Source organism: Enterobacter chengduensis (assembly GCF_001984825.2).
Taxonomy (GTDB): Bacteria; Pseudomonadota; Gammaproteobacteria; order Enterobacterales; family Enterobacteriaceae; genus Enterobacter; species Enterobacter chengduensis.
In genome coordinates this window covers 2,672,311-2,687,427 of record NZ_CP043318.1, presented here as the reverse complement: position 1 = coordinate 2,687,427, position 15,117 = coordinate 2,672,311, and the positions used below count along the sequence as shown (strand labels likewise).

At 55.6% G+C, this 15,117-nt stretch carries 18 protein-coding genes; 12 read left to right on the top strand and 6 right to left on the bottom strand.

Annotated features, from left to right (window positions below):
- Nucleotides 1–4 precede the first annotated feature (4 nt).
- The 8 genes from FY206_RS13090 to FY206_RS13055 all read left to right on the top strand — a co-directional run bounded on the left by FY206_RS13090 (nt 5) and on the right by FY206_RS13055 (nt 6,033).
- The gene (locus FY206_RS13090; RefSeq protein WP_032640793.1) at nt 5–514 is read left to right on the top strand and encodes a GNAT family N-acetyltransferase; all 510 of its coding nucleotides are present in this window, start codon (nt 5–7) and stop codon (nt 512–514) included.
- Nucleotides 515–523: 9 nt separating this feature from the next.
- On the top strand, nt 524–1,450 hold the full coding sequence (locus FY206_RS13085; protein WP_032640791.1) for an amino acid ABC transporter permease: 927 nt from the start codon (nt 524–526) through the stop codon (nt 1,448–1,450).
- Complete coding sequence (locus tag FY206_RS13080; protein WP_032640789.1) at nt 1,434–2,207, top strand: amino acid ABC transporter ATP-binding protein; 774 nt, start codon at nt 1,434–1,436, stop codon at nt 2,205–2,207. Before FY206_RS13085 ends, FY206_RS13080 begins: the two co-directional genes overlap by 17 nt.
- 9 nt (nt 2,208–2,216) lie before the next feature.
- Nucleotides 2,217–3,104, top strand: coding sequence for a transporter substrate-binding domain-containing protein (locus FY206_RS13075; protein ID WP_032640787.1), 888 nt, complete (start codon nt 2,217–2,219; stop codon nt 3,102–3,104).
- Nucleotides 3,105–3,145: 41 nt separating this feature from the next.
- Nucleotides 3,146–3,763, top strand: a complete 618-nt coding sequence (locus FY206_RS13070) for a glutathione S-transferase family protein (RefSeq protein WP_032640785.1) — start codon at nt 3,146–3,148, stop codon at nt 3,761–3,763.
- A gap of 37 nt (nt 3,764–3,800) precedes the next feature.
- Entirely contained in the window at nt 3,801–4,031 is a 231-nt protein-coding gene (pptA, locus tag FY206_RS13065) for a tautomerase PptA (protein WP_032640783.1), read from the top strand.
- A gap of 190 nt (nt 4,032–4,221) precedes the next feature.
- Entirely contained in the window at nt 4,222–5,223 is a 1,002-nt protein-coding gene (locus FY206_RS13060) for a Kdo(2)-lipid IV(A) acyltransferase (RefSeq protein ID WP_032640781.1), read from the top strand.
- A gap of 168 nt (nt 5,224–5,391) precedes the next feature.
- A complete protein-coding gene (locus tag FY206_RS13055) occupies nt 5,392–6,033 on the top strand; it encodes an ECs1377 family protein (protein ID WP_032640779.1) in 642 nt (213 codons plus the stop codon).
- On the opposite strand, the gene FY206_RS13050 is transcribed toward FY206_RS13055, so the two are convergent.
- Complete coding sequence (locus FY206_RS13050) at nt 6,026–6,325, bottom strand: ArsR/SmtB family transcription factor (RefSeq protein WP_032640777.1); 300 nt, start codon at nt 6,323–6,325, stop codon at nt 6,026–6,028. The genes FY206_RS13055 and FY206_RS13050 overlap by 8 nt on opposite strands.
- Nucleotides 6,326–6,485: 160 nt before the next feature.
- On the opposite strand from FY206_RS13050, the gene fusA reads away from it, so the two are divergent.
- Nucleotides 6,486–8,588 (top strand): elongation factor G, encoded by a 2,103-nt coding sequence (gene fusA, locus FY206_RS13045; RefSeq protein WP_077064026.1) that lies wholly within the window; start codon nt 6,486–6,488, stop codon nt 8,586–8,588.
- 56 nt (nt 8,589–8,644) lie between these two features.
- On the opposite strand, the gene FY206_RS13040 is transcribed toward fusA, so the two are convergent.
- The 4 genes from FY206_RS13040 to FY206_RS13025 form a co-directional block, all read right to left on the bottom strand.
- The gene (locus tag FY206_RS13040) at nt 8,645–9,070 is read right to left on the bottom strand and encodes a DUF3828 domain-containing protein (RefSeq protein ID WP_032640773.1); all 426 of its coding nucleotides are present in this window, start codon (nt 9,068–9,070) and stop codon (nt 8,645–8,647) included.
- Nucleotides 9,071–9,156: 86 nt separating this feature from the next.
- Entirely contained in the window at nt 9,157–9,636 is a 480-nt protein-coding gene (locus FY206_RS13035) for an Hcp family type VI secretion system effector (RefSeq protein ID WP_032640772.1), read from the bottom strand.
- A 186-nt stretch (nt 9,637–9,822) separates the two neighbouring features.
- Entirely contained in the window at nt 9,823–10,536 is a 714-nt protein-coding gene (locus FY206_RS13030) for a hypothetical protein (RefSeq protein ID WP_032640770.1), read from the bottom strand.
- Nucleotides 10,537–10,674: 138 nt separating this feature from the next.
- Nucleotides 10,675–11,247 (bottom strand): flavin reductase family protein, encoded by a 573-nt coding sequence (locus tag FY206_RS13025; RefSeq protein ID WP_032640768.1) that lies wholly within the window; start codon nt 11,245–11,247, stop codon nt 10,675–10,677.
- Between the two features lie 107 nt (nt 11,248–11,354).
- Here FY206_RS13025 and nhoA point away from each other — a divergent pair, with 107 nt between their 5' ends.
- Nucleotides 11,355–12,200, top strand: coding sequence for an N-hydroxyarylamine O-acetyltransferase (gene nhoA, locus FY206_RS13020; RefSeq protein WP_032640766.1), 846 nt, complete (start codon nt 11,355–11,357; stop codon nt 12,198–12,200).
- Nucleotides 12,201–12,295: 95 nt separating this feature from the next.
- Complete coding sequence (locus FY206_RS13015) at nt 12,296–12,745, top strand: hypothetical protein (RefSeq protein WP_032640764.1); 450 nt, start codon at nt 12,296–12,298, stop codon at nt 12,743–12,745.
- Between the two features lie 138 nt (nt 12,746–12,883).
- Here FY206_RS13015 and FY206_RS13010 read toward each other — a convergent pair whose 3' ends face one another.
- Nucleotides 12,884–13,459: a TetR family transcriptional regulator gene (locus FY206_RS13010; RefSeq protein WP_032640762.1), complete on the bottom strand. Its 576-nt coding sequence runs from the start codon at nt 13,457–13,459 to the stop codon at nt 12,884–12,886.
- Between the two features lie 116 nt (nt 13,460–13,575).
- On the opposite strand from FY206_RS13010, the gene FY206_RS13005 reads away from it, so the two are divergent.
- The gene (locus FY206_RS13005) at nt 13,576–15,063 is read left to right on the top strand and encodes an MFS transporter (protein WP_032640760.1); all 1,488 of its coding nucleotides are present in this window, start codon (nt 13,576–13,578) and stop codon (nt 15,061–15,063) included.
- Nucleotides 15,064–15,117: the final 54 nt, after the last annotated feature.

The window sequence follows — 15,117 nt, the reverse complement described above, 5'->3', positions numbered from 1 at the left end:
CGTAATGAGCGAACGATTTCGTGACGTTTCCCCGGAAGACGCCGAGCTTCAGCCCATCATCGAGGGGCTGTTCGGGGAATATGCCGCCCGCTACGGGGACTACTTCTCTAAAGACGCGGAGGTTGAACTCACCGAGTGGTATTTAGCGCCGCAGGGGCTGTTTATCGTCCTAGAGCGGGACGGAAAGATTATCGCCACCGGCGCGTACAAGCCTTTCGACGAACGCACCGCGGAAATCAAACGAATCTGGACGGACAAATCCCTGCTTCAGCAGGGGCTTGCCGGACGCGTGGTGCAGGAGCTGGAGCGCAGGGCGGTGCTGGCAGGGTATAGCCACATCTACCTGACAACCGGTTTTCGCCAGCCGGAGGCGGTCAGGCTTTATCTTAGCCAGGGCTATCAGCCGCAGTTCGATCTCAATCGGGATCCGGAAGAGTACAGCCAGCCGCCGTTTGACGGTCGGCTGCGCTTCACTAAAACGCTGGTACGCGAAGCGTTCAGTAAAACCGCATGAGGAACGACGATGAGCAACGTTGAAACCGTTAAGGTGGTCCCGGCGCGTTATCCGCTGCGGGCCGTCGGCGCCGCGGTGGCGCTGTTTGTCCTGGCTGTCGTGATTCAGTCCGTGGCCTTTAACCCGCGCTGGGAGTGGGCGGTGTTCGCCCGCTGGTTCTTTGACCCGGTGATCCTCGAAGGCGTTGGGCAGACCCTGCTGCTGACGCTGATCGGCACCGCGCTGAGCGTGGTGTTTGGCGGCATGCTGGCCCTGGCGAGACTCTCGTCATCCTGGCTGCTGAGCAGCCTGGCGTGGGCGTACATCTGGCTGTTTCGGTCGCTGCCGCTGATCGTGGTGCTGATTATCCTGTACAACTTTTCCTATCTCTACGACACCCTCTCGCTCGGCGTGCCGTTCACCGGCATCACCTGGGGCCGCTTTGAAACCATCAACGTGCTCGGGCAGTTCTCTACCGCCGTGGTGGGGCTAACCCTGGTGCAGAGCGCCTATACCGCCGAGATCGTTCGCGGTGGATTCCTCGGGGTCGATCACGGGCAGTATGAGGCCGCCGCCGCGCTCGGCCTGCCGGCCTGGCGCCGCACGGTGCGCATCATTTTACCGCAGGCGCTGCGCACCATTCTGCCTTCCGGTTTCAACGAAATCATCAGCCTCGCCAAGGGCACGGCGATGGTGTACGTCCTGGCGATGCCGGAGCTGTTCTATACCATCCAGATGATTTACAACCGCACGCAGGAGGTGATCCCGCTGCTGATGGTGGGGGCTGCCTGGTACCTGGTCATCACCACCGTCTTATCCGCTATTCAATATGGCGTTGAACGCGCGCTTGCCCGCAGCGAACGCCGCTCTGCCGTTAATCAGAACCGCGTCGCCCGTCGCACCCGCTCTGTCGCGACCACGCCAGCACAGGAGCCTATCCATGCAAGCCTCTCCTGAAGGACACATCTCAATAACCGGCGTCAGCAAGTACTTTGGCCGACACAAGGCGCTCGACAACGTTTCGCTTGAGATCCCGCCGGGATCCGTGACGGTGATCCTCGGCCCGTCCGGGTCGGGCAAATCGACGCTTCTGCGCACCATCAACCATCTGGAGCGCGTGGACGAAGGCTTTATTCAGATCGACGGAGACTACATTGGCTACCGTCGTCAGGGCGACAGGCTCTACGAGCTGAAGGAGAAAGAGATCCTCAAGCAGCGCGTCAACGTGGGCTATGTGTTTCAGAACTTCAATCTCTTTCCGCACCTCACGGTGCTGGAAAACCTGATTGAGGCGCCCGTCGCGCATAAAAAGCTCAGCAAAAAAGAGGCGGTCGAAAGGGCGTACAGCCTGCTGGACGTGGTCGGGCTGCGGGATAAAGCCGATGCCTGGTCTCGCCATCTCTCCGGTGGGCAGCAGCAGCGCATTGCCATTGCCCGCGCGCTGGCGCTGCGCCCACGGGTGATGCTGTTTGATGAACCCACCTCGGCGCTGGATCCGGAGCTGGTGGGGGAAGTGCTGGACGTCATCAAAAAACTGGCCCGGTCGGGCACCACGCTGGTGGTGGTCACTCACGAGATCGGCTTTGCCCGGGAGGTGGCGGATCAGGTGGTGTTTATGGTCGACGGGAAAATCGTGGAGCAGGGCAGCAGCGACGCGGTGCTGAACCGTCCGTCTCATGCGCGAACGCGCCAGTTCCTGTCAAAAGTGCTGTAAGGAGCGCAAATGAAATACGGACTTCTGGCGGGGCTGCTTTTTACGACCGCGGGCCACGCCAGCATCGATCTGAAAGCCAACGAGCAGCCGCTGCCGGTGACGGTGGATCGCCAGGCCGTGGCGAAGATCCCCGCCGGTTACAAATTTGTTGAGCCGGGAACGCTGACGGTCGCCATCTCGATGCTCAACTCCCCGCCGCTGGCGCTGCTGGCCAGCGATAACCGCACGCGGATTGGCAGCGACCCGGATATCGCCCGCCTGCTGGCGGGCAGCCTGGGGCTGAAGCTCAAGCTGGTGCCGACGGCGTGGGAAGACTGGCCGCTGGGGATCGCTTCCGGGCGCTACGACGTAGCGCTGGTGAACATTGCGGTGACCGAACAGCGGAAAGAGAAATTTGATTTTGCGGCCTACCGCGTCGATTCGCTGGCGTTTTCGGTGAAATCCACCAGCGAGATCCAGTCAATCAAAAGCGCGGAAGATCTGGCCGGGAAAAAGGTGATCGTCGGCTCGGGGACCAATCAGGAGCGCATCCTGCTGGGCTGGAACGAAGAGAATAAAAAGGCGGGGCGGGCGCCAGCGCTGCCCGTCTATCTTCACGACGATGCCTCGGGCAATCTCTATATCCAGTCCGGCAGGGCTGACGTGTTCTTTGGCCCTCAGTCGGTTTCAGCCTACAAGGCGGCGCTCACCGGCACGACCCGCGTGGTCGGATTAGGGCCGAAAAAAGCCTGGGTCGCAACCACCACCAAAAAAGGCAATGAGCTGGTCTACGCGCTGCAGGCCGCGCTGAACGGTGCGATTGCGCGGGGAGAGTACCAGAAGGTGCTGGCGCGCTGGGGTGAACAGGAGGAAGGGGTGGAACAGTCGGTGGTCAACCCGCCTGGAATAACCTACTGAGGGTGCTCTAAACTTAGGATTTTCACTCCTGAGGGGGCAACATGATTAAACTCTATGGCGTACCCGGCTGGGGCTCGGCGATCGGTGAAGTGATGCTAGTCCTGGCCGATATCCCTTATCAATTCATCAACGTGGACGGGTTTGACCAGCCCGGTCCGCAGCGTGAGCTGCTGCAAAAGCTTAACCCGCTGCGTCAGGTCCCCACGCTGGAGCTGGAAAATGGCGCCATCATGACCGAAACGGCGGCCATTGCCCTGATGGTGCTCGACAGATGTCCCGATCTCGCCCCGCCGGTGGGGCAGGCTGAACGCCAGCAGTTTCAGCGTTTGCTGATCTGGTTTGTAGCCAACGTCTATCCCACGTTTACCTATGCGGACTATCCCGAACGCTGGGTGCCGGATGCGCCGGACCAGCTGCAGAAAAACTGCATCGAATACCGAAAATCGCTCTATCTATGGTTCGACAGTCAGCTCAGGGCAGCCCCGTTTGCGCTGGGAGAACGGCTGACGCTGCTGGATGTGTATATTGCGGTGGCGCGCACCTGGGGGCCGCGCCATGACTGGTTTGCGACAAATACGCCGAGGTTTACGGCTGTTGCGGACACCGTCTGTCAGCTGCCGGAACTGCACAAGGTGTTAAAGGCCAACGCTATTATCTGATAACGTGGAACTCTTATTCACAAACGGAAGCCTGCACATGCCACACGTCGATATTAAATGTTTTCCCCGTGATTTGAACGATGAACAAAAAACGGCCCTGGCGGCGGATATTGCCGGGGTCATTATTCGTCATCTCAACAGTAAAGACAGCTCAATATCCGTTGCGCTGAATCAGGTGGATCCTGAGGAGTGGAAAGCCCAGGTCTGGGACACCGAAATAGGACCGAAGCTGGAAGAGTTAATTAAAAAACCAGGCTATTCAATGTAAGCGCGTATGCCGGGGCGATCGCCTCTCCCCGGTTTTTCCCTTCTTGTTTTCCCGCTTTTCGCAAAAATCGATAAAAAAATATTTTATTTTATCCGCTACACTTTACGTTTATGGCTATATTTCCTACCTCTTTAGGAAAGATGTTCAACAGAATCAGTTAAGGACAGATACGTTAAAGGATAATTTTCTGATGACAAAATTACCCCGTTTTTCACCCGCCTTTCTTCACCCGCGTTACTGGCTCAGCTGGGTCGGCATTGCCGCGCTGTGGCTGATTATGCTCCTGCCATATCCGCTGCTGTTCCGAATCGGCCACGGGCTTGGACGGCTGGCGATGCGCCTGCTTCCCCGCCGCGTCGCGATTGCCCGCCGCAACCTCGAGCTATGCTTTCCCGAGATGGATGCCAACGAGCGTGAGGCGTTGCTGCAGCGTAATTTTGAATCGGTAGGAATGGGGGTGATCGAAACCGGAATGGCATGGTTCTGGCCTGCATGGCGGGTGCGGAAATGCTTTACCGTGACGGGTTATGAGCACATGGAAAAGGCGCGGGCGAAAGGCAATGGCGTGGTGCTCGTGGGTATGCACTTTCTCACCCTTGAGCTGGGCGCGCGGATCTTTGGCATGCTGAACCCCGGCATTGGGGTGTATCGCCCTAACAATAACGCGCTGTTGGACTGGCTGCAGACGCGCGGGCGCCTGCGCTCCAATAAAACCATGCTCGATCGTCATGATTTAAAGGGCATGATCCGCGCGCTGAAGCAGAATGAGATTCTGTGGTACGCCCCGGACCATGACTACGGCAAAACCAATAGCGTCTTTGTGCCGTTTTTTGCGGTGCCAAATGCGGCCACGACCGCGGGAAGCTATATGCTGGTCAAAAGCGCTAAGCCTGCCGTGATCCCCTTTGTGCCGCGCCGCAGGGCGGACGGCACCGGTTACGAGCTGATTATTCTGGAGGATATCAGCGAGGCGCTGCAGGGAGGAGATAAAGAAACCGTTGCGACGCAGATGAACAGGGCGATTGAGCAAGCGATACGGATGGCGCCAGAACAGTATATGTGGCTGCACCGGCGCTTCAAAACGCGTCCTGAAGGCGTACCTGACCGATATGCCCGTCCGAAACAGACGGCAACACGGGATGACATTCTTTCCGCCAGCGATTTTTCTGACCGCTCAGGCATACAGCACTAAACCTCAGTTTCGCCGCGCCGCTGGTGGGCTGGCTGATGGCGCACCGATCCGAAACGTAAGGATACTGAATCGCAACGACATTTTCAGGATGTCGCTGTGGTTCAGTGCTTTATAAAACTCACCGCGCTGTATAGAATTGCCGCATCCACAGCGACGGGATACCACACGATGACCGCGAGAGTTGATTATCAGATTGAAAAATACCTCCTTACCGAAGCCGCCGAACCGGCGCGCCTGACGCGCCAGTGGGCAGAGGTGATGGAGGAGTGTCGTGAGCAACAATCCGGCGCAGAGGAGCGGCTGCGTCTCGCGTTGCTTAATGTGGATTATGTCACCAGCTTCGAGCTGCCCTTCAGGCTGCTCCTCACCCGTGCGCCGCAGCTGATTGACGTTGTCAGGAAAGAGCTGCCGCTCGGCCAGAAAAACGTTCTGTTTAACGGCAAGCGCTTTGGCTGCGTCTATAGCCTTAAACAGGATCTGGCCGGAATACCTGACGAGTTTACCTACCAGCTGAAAACGCGTATCCAGCGCAGTGACGCAACGGGATGTAATGAACTCCCTTACAGGCAAATTGCCCAGCAGGTAAAAGCGCCAAAGGAACGCCTCAAGCTGGCTCTGGAAAGCGGGCTGTCCGTGACGGCACTCGACGGGCTTTTCTGGTTTGGCATTCAGCGCATCGCGGCGGATGTGCAAAGGCTACGTAAAACAGGGATGCGGATTGTGACCTCCAACACCGAGGTGTTCGATACGCTGACCAAAACAACCCGGCAAATCCCTGTCTATCGTCTGGAAGGAATGGACATTACTTAACCTGAAGCAGGATTGCCATCAGCCCCGGAAAGCGGGCATCCAGATCCTCTCTTCGCAATGAAATCATGTTTTCTCGTCCCTGTGGACGCTGCCAGATCACGCCGCTGTCGCGCAGTACGCGCCAGTGATGGGTCATCGTGGACTTCACCACATCTTCCGGGCGCAGCGCGTTGCAGCTGAGTTCGCTGCCATCGGCCAGCCGTCGAACGATCGACAGCCGGAGCGGGTTGCCGAGGGCAAACAGCACATTTTCCAGCAGTATTTGTTCAGTTTCAGGGTGGTTTGGGATCATCGTTTTCCTGCGTTTGGCGTCAGATTGAGCTATATCAACAATAGGTCAACCGTTAAAAAATAGTTCGATAATACTCGTACAATAGGACTATTATAGCAAACGAACGAATGCACGACCATCCTGGTCGTCACAGACAAGTCATATGACTTAAGGAAATATCATGCCCCGACCCATCCCTCTCGAACGTTATCGCAACATCGGTATCTCCGCGCATATCGATGCCGGTAAAACCACCACCACCGAGCGCATCCTGTTTTATACCGGGATGAGCCACAAGCTGGGTGAAGTACACGATGGCGCGGCAACCACTGACTGGATGGCGCAGGAGCAAGAGCGCGGGATCACGATTACCTCCGCGGCGGTGAGCTGCTTCTGGCCAGGTATGGACAGAGGGTTCGAACCGCATCGGATCAACATCATCGACACCCCGGGGCACGTTGACTTCACCATTGAGGTTGAACGTTCCATGCGCGTTCTCGACGGTGCCGTGATGGTATATGACTCCGTGGGCGGCGTGCAGCCGCAGTCGGAGACCGTCTGGCGTCAGGCCAATAAATACCACGTTCCGCGGCTGGCCTTCGTCAACAAAATGGACCGTCCGGGGGCCGATTTCTTCCGCGTGGTGCGGATGATGCAGGAGCGCCTGAAGGCCAATCCGGTGCCGATTGTTATCCCGGTTGGTGCAGAGGAGCACTTCACCGGCGTGGTGGATCTCATCAAGATGCGCACCATTTTGTGGGACGATGCGACTCAGGGCATGGTGTTTACCTATGCGCCCGTGCCGGATGATCTCGTCAGTACCGCCCGGGAATGGCGGGAAAAAATGGTCTCTGCCGCGGCGGAAGCCAGCGACGAGCTGATGGATAAGTACCTCGAAACGGGCGACCTGACGGAAGCGGACATTATTAAAGGCCTGCGTATCCGCACCATCTCGGGCGAAATCCAGCCGATGCTGTGCGGCAGCGCGTTCAAAAACAAGGGCGTGCAGCGGATGCTGGATGCGGTGATTGAGCTGATGCCGTCGCCGCTGGACGTGCCGGCCATTGACGGTGTGGATGAAAAAGGGCAGCACGCGGAGCGTCATCCGAGCGACGATGAGCCGTTCTCCGCCCTGGCGTTCAAGCTGATGAGCGACCCGTACGTCGGGCAGCTGACCTTTATCCGCGTCTACTCCGGCGTGCTGCGCAAAGGCGACGCGGTGTATAACCCGGTGAAAGGCAAAAAAGAGCGTATCGGGCGTATCGTGCTGATGCATGCCAACGATCGTCACGAGGTGGATGAACTGCGTGCGGGCGATATCGCGGCCTGCGTGGGGCTGAAAGACGTGACCACCGGTGACACGCTCACCGATCCGAACGCGGTGATTACGCTTGAACGAATGGAGTTCCCGGACCCGGTGATCTCGCTGGCAATCGAGCCGAAAACCAAAGGCGATCAGGAGAAAATGGGCATCGCGCTACAGCGCCTGGCGGCGGAAGATCCGTCGTTCCGCCTGCATACTGACGAAGAGTCCGGTCAGACCATTATTTCCGGGATGGGTGAGCTGCATCTGGAGATTATCGTCGACCGCATGAAGCGTGAGTTTGGCGTGGAGGCAAATATCGGTCGTCCGCAGGTGACCTACCGAGAAACCCTGCGTAAGGCGGTGAAGGATATCGAAGGCAAATTTGTCCGTCAGTCCGGCGGCAAAGGCCAGTACGGCCATGTGGTGCTGAGCCTTGAGCCGCAGGAGCCCGGAAGTGGCTTTACATTTGAAGATGCCACCAAGGGCGGCGTGGTGCCGCGCGAGTATATCCCGTCCGTTGAGAAAGGGCTGCGGGAGGCGATGAACAGCGGGGTGCTGGCGGGTTATCCGGTGGTCGACGTCAAGGCGACGCTGACGTTTGGTTCTTACCACGACGTCGACTCCTCGGAGATGGCGTTCCGCATGGCGGCCATTCTCGGCTTTAAAGAGGGCGCCCGCAGAGCGGATCCGGCGATCCTTGAGCCGATCATGCACGTGGAGGTGGAAACACCGGAAGAGTACGCAGGGAACATCATGGGCGATCTCTCTTCTCGTCGCGGCATGGTGCAGGGCATGGAAGAGCAGTACGGCAGCCAGATTATCCGCGCTGACGTGCCGCTGGCCGAGATGTTTGGCTACGCCACAACGCTGCGCTCGATGTCCCAGGGACGCGCGACGTATACGATGGAGTTCCACCATTTTGCGGAAGCCCCGCGGAATGTTGCGGATGAGATTATTTCGCGGCGCGCGAAGAGTTGATGAAGTGCGCATGGTAGCCTCTGGGCTACCATGCGTCTTTTCGGCATATCATCCTTTTACTTAATTAGCGTTGCGGATCGAATTTTCCATTTCCCTTTTTCCTGAACGAGACAATCTGCCACAACGTGCTCTTGTTTTTTGCCAAACGCGATATACACATTTGTGCAAACCGCATCAAAGTCAGAATTTAAGACCGCGATCTGATTCCAGTCTTCGTCCCAATCCTGAGATTTGATGAACATATCCGCATCGGGCATATCTTTTTCGTTACTGTCGCCTGAGTACATTTCCTTAATTGCAGAAATTGTCCCTGAGACAACGTAATCTTTCATGATGTCGGGATTTAATACTGGCGGTTTATTCTGATTTAACTGTGCGATATACCATTGATTAAATTTAAGCGCCGCCTGGCTTGGTGCAGAGCTACTATGAGCGACCGCATAAGGAGACAGAGCGAAAAGAACGAAGCAGAGTATTTTCATTAGTCATGCCTGAACAGTTCGTAATGAGGTTGATCAAATACCAGGCGGACGAAATAGGACGCTGTCATTGAGGCAGTGTCAATAGCTTATGCTACCACTCTATGGTTCCAGCTATCTTTGTAAACGATATTACCTTCACAGTGCTTCCAGGTAATACTTTCATATCGAAGAAGAACTGTTTCCAGGTGGGTGCCGGAGCCTACGCCAGGGTATAAATCAGGTGTTATCGACGTGATTTTAACATTCTCAAGTAGAATGTTAAAATACTCGCTTTCTACTCCTGCTTCGTTAATTATGTACATTTTTATTATTGCTGATTTGAGCGTGACCCCGGTAGTTAAAGCTTTGTATAAAAGAGGCGTTACCCGATCGAACTCTTTCTGAAACATAATCGGTGCGTGAATTCGTGTACCTGTCAGGCGACCTGTATTGCTATCGGCTGGAATATTGACATTATGAGTGAGTGACTTTAGCTCAATAGCCCCAATATGGCCGGAGACCAGCGATGAACCCGTCATGGGTGAACCATTTTCATCCGTTAACCACATATAAGCTGGATTAGACATAGTATATCCTTTTATTTCAGTTTCGTTATGCGTGAAGTTAATCGAGGAAATAACCAAACCAGAATGAAGATTGTAAGCAATGTCAATAACAAGCAATGCTCCGGAAATAGATGAAGCCATAGCAAGCCAAAACCAATGACAAGCGCAGGAAAGACTACGCTTTCTAATAACAGTCTGATTAGGTTCTTAAACATTTAAATCCCTTTCTATAAAATCGGCTAAATCATCCAGGTTTGAAAAGGAGTTTAATTTCATTCTTTCAAATAATTTTGAAAGAATGGGTTCGCAAAAATAATAAAGCATCTCCAGTTTCGCCTGGTACAGAATCCAGTAATAATCGGGGTTAATCGCTTTCAAATGGCGGGCAGCGAGTGCGCATTTTTGTTGAATGCCATAAAATTGAAGGACGAAGATACCTTGTGGCAATTTCGCAGACAGGCGTTCAACAACAAGTTTGGACATAAGACTAGAGTGAGAAAGCGTGATCGAGGCAGCAGTAGCAAACGCATAGCGTGTAGCTCCCGCTACGTTTATGTGAGAGCTGAATTCTGCAATTCTTTTTGTGAGTTTACGGGCTGAACCTTCTGGGTTGCCATCCTTTACGTCATCACATACGGTTTTCAAGTACAGATAAAATACGTGAGCAATAACATCGGCGTGTTTGAATATCGACTCTATTGAGTAAAGCGTTCTGATTTCTTCAGCTTGTAACTCCTGACAGATATCATTGTACCTGGGAATAAAGCATGAAGAATACCAACTGACTCGCTCAATACCAGAATATATGTCGGATGCAACTCCTTTTGCCGACTGCAAAATGCCGCCAATTGCGTTCTCCATAGTGAGGGCTAAATGGTGGTCACTCTGAAATTTTATCCTTAAATAATCAGATGCTGTCATGATGTAAGGCCCTTTGTAAGCTTTATATTTACGTCATTAGTGCTACAACATAGCGAGTTTCCTCTTTTTTTCTGACTGCGGGTTAGCATTAAATGTTATATAAAATCATAATATTTCAATGATATATGATTGATCTTATCAATCCGGCGCCTTCACCATCTTCCCGCTCGCCACAAACGTCCCGGCCCCAAGATGATGCAGCGTATTCAGCTTATCCCCGTCAAACTGCCAGCGTCCGGCGACGAACGCGCGTTCATCTGCCGCCGCTGAAACCACTTCGCCAAACAGCGTATCGTATTTTTCCGCCGCAGAGGTGACGGGTAATAACCGGCACTCCATCCACGCCAGACATTTCTCTTCGATAACCGGCAGGCCGAGTTCAGGGCCGTTTACGACCGGAATGCCGTAGCAGTTGAATTTGTCCTCGTCGCGGCCGCTGACGCTGCCGACCGCGTAAGTCCAGCTGGCCGCCGCCACGCCGGGGATGACGATGCCAAACTTCCCGCTACGCTCAATTAGCTCGCGCGACCAGGTGCTTTTATCCACGACGATTGCGATGCGCGGCGGCTCAAACTCAACGGGCATTGACCATGCGGCGGCCATCACGTTGCGTCTGTCGAGAGATTCGTCCCGACTGGTAATCAGTACGGTAGGACCGTGGTTCAGCAGGCGGCTGGCATGACGTAATTCAACAGGGCGAAAGTGGCTCATAGGATCTCCTCATCTACACGATGAGTATGGCGAAAAAGCACGTAAATCAAAATGAATGCGCAAAATTAGTTTATAAACATAACACCACAATCAAAGGAAACTGATGTATGTCCCCATTCCTGACCGCCTATTTCGATCGTATCGCCTGGACGCAGCCGGCACGGGTGGATATCAACACCCTGCGAGCGCTGCATTTACACCACAACTGTGCGATCCCCTTTGAGAATATTGATGTCGTGCTGCCGCGCGAAATTCATCTTGAAGATCGGTGCCTGGAGGACAAACTGGTGACGGCACACCGCGGGGGATATTGCTTTGAGCAAAACGGCCTGCTTGAGCGCGTCCTGCGTGACGTCGGGTTTACGGTGCGCAGCGTGCTCGGGCGCGTGGTTCTGGCGAATCCGTCGCAGATGCCGCCGCGTACGCACCGCCTGCTGCTGGTCGAGCTTAACGGTGAACGCTGGATCGCCGACGTGGGGTTTGGCGGCCAGACGCTGACGGCGCCGATTCGACTGCTGGCTAATGAAGAACAGGAGACGCCGCACGGTCTGTATCGTCTGCTGAGCGAGGGCAACGACTGGGTGCTGCAGTTCCGTCACCATGAGCACTGGCAGTCGATGTACCAGTTTGACCTGACGACGCAGTATTTCAGCGATTACGTGATGGGGAACTTCTGGTCGGCGCACTGGCCGCAGTCGCATTTCCGCCATCATCTGCTGATGTGCCGCCATCTGCCGGACGGCGGCAAGCTGACGCTGACCAACTTCAACTTCACCCACTGGCAGAACGGTCATGTGGAGGAGCAGATCCACTTGCCGGATGCGGAGGCGCTGTATCAGCTGATGCAGGAGCGCTTTGGTCTTGGGGTTGACGATCCGAAGCACGGCTTTACACTAGCAGAATTGACGGCGGTGATGGCAGGGTTTGATACGCATCCGCAGGCAGGAAAATAGCCCGGTGGCGGCTACGCCTTACCGGGCCTACAGGGGCTTAAACGTAGGTCGGGTAAGGCGTAGCCGCCACCCGACAATATCAAAGGGATACTGATATGGAGATCTTGATTCGGAATAAATTCAGTTCAGTGGGAATGTTGCTCGGCGTTATTGCACTGCTTCTCTCATTAGTTCAGTTCACCCTCGGTCCATTTTCTTCAAAGTCGACAGTGCTTGAAGTTGTTGTAGCTGAAAAGGTGTCGGCGGTAAAAAAAGGAATATTGGCTGGTATAAAAGGAGAGCAGCCAATCGTTGAGACGAAAAAGGAACCGGTATATATTGACCGGTTACTGATCGCTAGCGGAATAATGTTATCTGTCATGGCGTTGGGACTTGCTTTCATTAGTGGCCTTCGCAAAGAGAACAAATGGACCGTGAGTGGGGCACTCTTTTTTTCCGGGGCCACGATCGCTTTTCATGCGGCGTTACTGGCTTTTGGTCTTGTTGCTGCAATTTTGCTTCTGATGTTAGTTGTTTCAATCATAAGCGGAAGCACTCTGTTCTGACCTTATAGCCCGGTGGCGGCTACGCCTTACTGGGCCTACAAGGGCTTAAACGTAGGTCGGGTAAGGCGTAGCCGCCACCCGACACAGTCAGCGGCGCTGCCTGGCTTGAGGCCGTGCCCGCACTCATTGTAAACGCTGTTAAAATAACTCGAGCGAAATAAGCTTATCGAGATGCTTATTAAATGCCGCGTCGTCCATTTCTGGCATATTCAATACCGTAATCCCGTCCAGGCCACATACCAGGCCTATCAAACGCCAGGCAATATTTTCCGGCCGGTCGGTGAGCGTAAAGGTCCCGGCTTCAGCTCCCCCCCGAATAATCGCCACGGTTTCCTGGTGCCACATCTCCATCGTCATGACATAGGCACCCTTTATGTCATCATCGCGGCTGGCCAGGATCTGCGCTTCGCGCCATAGACGAATATAGGGCTCAAATCTGCCGTCATCGCTGCCGAGCATGCCATGAAGCTGTTCGCGCCATCCGGCCTGTACCCTGGCGACGTCAGCATCCAGCAGTTCGCGGATTAACCGAACGAAGGCCAGCGATTTTAGCTCTCCGCCGGAGGCAAAATGATGGTGTACCTGTCCGGTTGCCACGCCCGCTTCCGACGCAACGCGCCGCACCGTCATGGCTCCCAGCCCCTCGGCCAGCGCCACGCGCATGGCGGCCTGTAAAATCGCTTCCCGCCGTTCATCCTTGCTCAGATATCGCATGTGTACTCACTCTCAATGGGAATGAAACGAGTGTAACAAAAAGCTGGACACTCGTTCAACTTTACGTAGGATCGCATCCTGGACATGTGTCCATGTTTAAAATGAAAAGGAAATTTATGTTTCGTCAGTGGTTAGCGTTAGTGATTATCGTGCTGGTCTATATCCCGGTGGCGATCGACGCGACGGTGCTGCACGTGGCGGCGCCGACATTGAGCATGACGCTGGGCGCCAGCGGCAATGAATTGCTGTGGATCATCGATATCTACTCGCTGGTGATGGCGGGAATGGTGCTGCCGATGGGCGCGCTGGGCGACCGCATTGGTTTTAAACGATTGCTCATGATTGGCAGCACGCTGTTTGGCCTGTCGTCGCTGTCGGCAGCGTTTGCGCCGTCAGCCGGGTGGCTGATTGCGGCGCGCGCCTCGCTGGCAATCGGTGCAGCAATGATTATTCCAGCCACGCTGGCCGGGATCCGCACGCTGTTTACCGACGCGCGGGATCGTAATATCGCGCTGGGCGTTTGGGCCGCGGTGGGGTCCGGCGGGGCGGCGTTTGGCCCGCTGATTGGCGGTATGCTGCTCGAGCATTTTTACTGGGGCTCGGTGTTTTTGATCAACGTCCCGATCGTGCTGGTGGTGGTGTCGCTGGCCGCGCGCTTCGTGCCGCCTCAGCAGGGGCGTCCGGAGCAGCCGCTGAATATCAGCCATGCCGTGATGCTGATTGTGGCGATATTGCTGCTGGTCTACAGCGCGAAAACCGCCCTGAAGGGCACCCTGTCACCGTGGATCGTCGCGTCCGCGCTGGTTACCGGCTCGATGCTGCTGTTCATTTTCGTGCGTATTCAGCTTCGCGCTCGCGTACCGATGATCGACATGCGCCTGTTTTGCCATCGCATCATCCTGAGCGGCGTGGTCATGGCGATGACCGCCATGATTGCCCTGGTCGGCTTTGAGCTCCTGATGGCCCAGGAGCTGCAGTTTGTTCATGGCTTTACGCCGTTTGAAGCGGGCATGTTCATGCTGCCGGTGATGGTCGCCAGCGGGTTCAGTGGCCCGATCGCGGGCGTGCTGGTCGGACGTTTAGGGTTGCGCATCGTTGCGGCTGGCGGAATGGGGCTCAGCGCCGTGAGCTTTATCGGCCTGTCGATGCTCGACTTCAGCACGCAGCAGTGGCAGGCGTGGGGGCTAATGGTGCTGCTCGGCTTCAGCGCCGCCAGCGCGCTGCTGGCCTCGACCTCGGCCATTATGGCGGCCGCGCCGAAAGAGAAAGCCGCCGCCGCAGGCGCAATTGAAACCATGTCCTATGAGCTGGGGGCCGGGCTGGGGATCGCCATCTTTGGTCTGCTGTTGACCCGCAGCTTCTCGGCGTCGATTGACCTGCCGCAGGGGCTGGATGCCTCGCTCGTCGATAAAGCTTCGTCATCCATCGGTGAGGCGATGAAGGTGGCGCAGGATCTCACGCCGACCCTGGCGGAACCGGTGATTGAGGCGGCGAAAAGCGCGTTTATCACCTCGCACAGCGTGGCGCTGGGCAGCGCGGGGGGAATGCTGCTGTTGCTGGCGGTGGGGATCTGGTTCAGCCTGGCGAAGGTCAATCCGCAGTAAAACAGGGCGCGCGGTTGGCGCCGGTGGGGCAGATGCGCTATGTTTTTTATAGGA